We start from the raw sequence: 2,301 nt of genomic DNA on the forward strand, positions 1-2,301 counted from the left end.
CGCGCGTACTCGACCTCGGTCAGTTCAAACCGCCCACTCACGACAGACGTTGATAGCCGAACGTTGCCCCAAGATCCAGGAGACACGCCCTAGTCCAGCCTTGGGCCGGTTCGGTCGTCTCCTCGGCTGACCGCTCCAGGAACTTCCAGAATTCCGCCATGTCCACGTCGAGGACGGTAACGGTCCGGCCGTCGCACATCTAGTACGGCAGCCCGGGTTCGTTATGTAGATGGCTGGCGATGAGCTCCGGTGGCTTCGGGCGGGCCGGTGTGCCTACGGGCATGTGGGCGGCCGCCGGTTGATCATGCACTGTTTGTGAGGACAAGTGAAGATCGTGTGGCGGCCGCTGGGCACAGCGTAGACGCCGACGGTTGGCTGGCGGAGTTCGACACCGGGTTCGCGTGGATCGCAGGGCGGTTCGCTCGGGTGGAGCCGCGCAGGCAGGCGCGGGCGTTCGTGCTGGGGTTGTTGTCGGATGTGGACAGCCGTTCCTGCTGGCAGTTGGCTGAGCAGGCCGGAGACGCCTCGCCGCACGCGATGCAGCGCCTGTTGGGTGAGGCGGTGTGGGACGCCGATGCGGTGCGCGATGACGTGCGCGGCTTTGTGGTGGACGTGCTCGGCGATGCGGACGCCGTGTTGATCCTGGACGACACCGGTGACCTCAAGAAGGGCGTTCACACCGTTGGAACCCAGAGGCAGTACACCGGCACTGCGGGCAGGATCGAGAATGCGCAGGTCGCGGTCTATCTGGCCTACGCCGCCCCGGGTGGGTACACGCTGATCGACCGGGAGGTGTACCTGCCCAAGGCATGGACTGACGACGCGGACCGATGCGCCAGGGCTGGCGTGCCCACCGAGGTCGGCTTCGCCACGAAGCTCACCCTGGCCCGGCGGATGCTCGCCCGCGCCCTCGATGCTGGCACGCCAGCGGCCTGGGCGACGGCCGACGAGGCCTACGGAGGTGACCGGCATCTGCGCCGGGATCTGCAACGCCGCGGGGTGGGCTACGTCCTCGCCGTGGCGAAAAGTCACCGGGTCGCCGCCCGTGCCGTGGATGGGCCGCAGCGCGCTGACCGGCTCGCCGCCGGCCTGCCCGCGTGGGCCTGGAACCGTCTGTCCGCCGGCGCCGGGTCCAAGGGCGAACGGGACTACGACTGGGCGTGGATCACCATCACACCCCCGGACGGCGAGCCCACCGGGCAGCACACCCTGCTGATCCGCCGCCGTATCAGCGACGGGGAGTTGGCGTTCTACCGCTGCTGCTCACCCAAGCCGGTCCCGCTGCGAAGGCTGGTCGACGTGGCCGGCACACGCTGGAGCATCGAAACCTGCTTCCAGACCGGCAAGAGCATCGGCCTGGACGAGCCACAGGTCCGCCGCTGGCACTCCTGGTACCGGCACACCACCCTGGTCATGCTCGCCCACGCCATCCTCACCGTGATCGCCGCCCGCGAACGCGACAACCAGCCGGCCGCCGGCCAGGCGCTGATCCCGCTGACCCTCAACGAGATCCGCCGCCTGTTCACCAAGCTGATCACGAACACCGTCCGCCCGATCAGCCACTGGCTGGCCTGGTCACACTGGCGACGCCAACACCAAGCCCGCGCCAAGACCAGCCACTACCGGCGACGCGCACCGATCCACCATTCACATTAGGCGCCGGTCAGCAGCGGATCCGCGGTCCTTCGCATCAGCCGAGACCGGCCGACCTGCTCGGTGAAGCCCCAACGCCGATAGAACGGCATCAGCTCCGGCTGGCAGACCAGCTCAATACTGCGCACGGCGGCCAGACGAGGATGCCCGACGACGGCGTCCATCAGCATCGCGCCCAGACCCGATCCCCTCGAACCAGGCGCAACAACCACGTCGAGCACGACCGCCAGGTACACCTCGTCCGTGATCACGCGGGCGAAGCCCACCAACCGCTCTGAGGGCCGGTGAATCAGGGCAAAGACGAGGTCAGACGCCGCCAACATCCGCGTTACTTCGCTGGTGGTCCGGGTGGCCGTCCACCATGCAGAAGCGAACAAATCCATCAAATATGGCAGGCAGTCGGCTCCGACCTCGTCCCGCACCTCGATCTCGGAGACGTCCACGACCACAGCATGCCAGGGCAGACCGACTGCCGGACGTCCACGACTCCCGGGCAGGGCGCCAACCACCGCCTACATCGCCCGTCATCTACATAACGAACCCGGGCTGCCGTACTAGGTGACTGGTGTTAAACGATGGCTGCCATCGGCGTGGCGGTCATCGTTCTGCATCTATTTATAGTAGTTTGCTGGGATGACGTTGGGCAGA

Annotated in this window: 2 protein-coding genes; one reads left to right on the plus strand and one right to left on the minus strand. The window is 67.0% G+C overall.

Annotation, left to right across the window (positions count from 1 at the left end; genetic code table 11):
- Positions 1-375: 375 nt before the first annotated feature.
- Positions 376-1,656 carry an IS701 family transposase gene (locus AB0I11_RS34280; protein ID WP_357330085.1) on the plus strand — a complete coding sequence of 427 codons (1,281 nt, stop codon included), beginning with the start codon at positions 376-378 and terminating at the stop codon, positions 1,654-1,656.
- On the opposite strand, the gene AB0I11_RS34285 is transcribed toward AB0I11_RS34280, so the two are convergent.
- Positions 1,653-2,096, minus strand: coding sequence for a GNAT family N-acetyltransferase (locus tag AB0I11_RS34285; RefSeq protein WP_357330083.1), 444 nt, complete (start codon positions 2,094-2,096; stop codon positions 1,653-1,655). The genes AB0I11_RS34280 and AB0I11_RS34285 overlap by 4 nt on opposite strands.
- Between the last annotated feature and the right edge of the window lie 205 nt (positions 2,097-2,301).

Origin of the sequence: Micromonospora sp. NPDC050495 (genome assembly GCF_040655175.1) — a bacterium.
Classification (GTDB): domain Bacteria; phylum Actinomycetota; class Actinomycetes; order Mycobacteriales; family Micromonosporaceae; genus Micromonospora.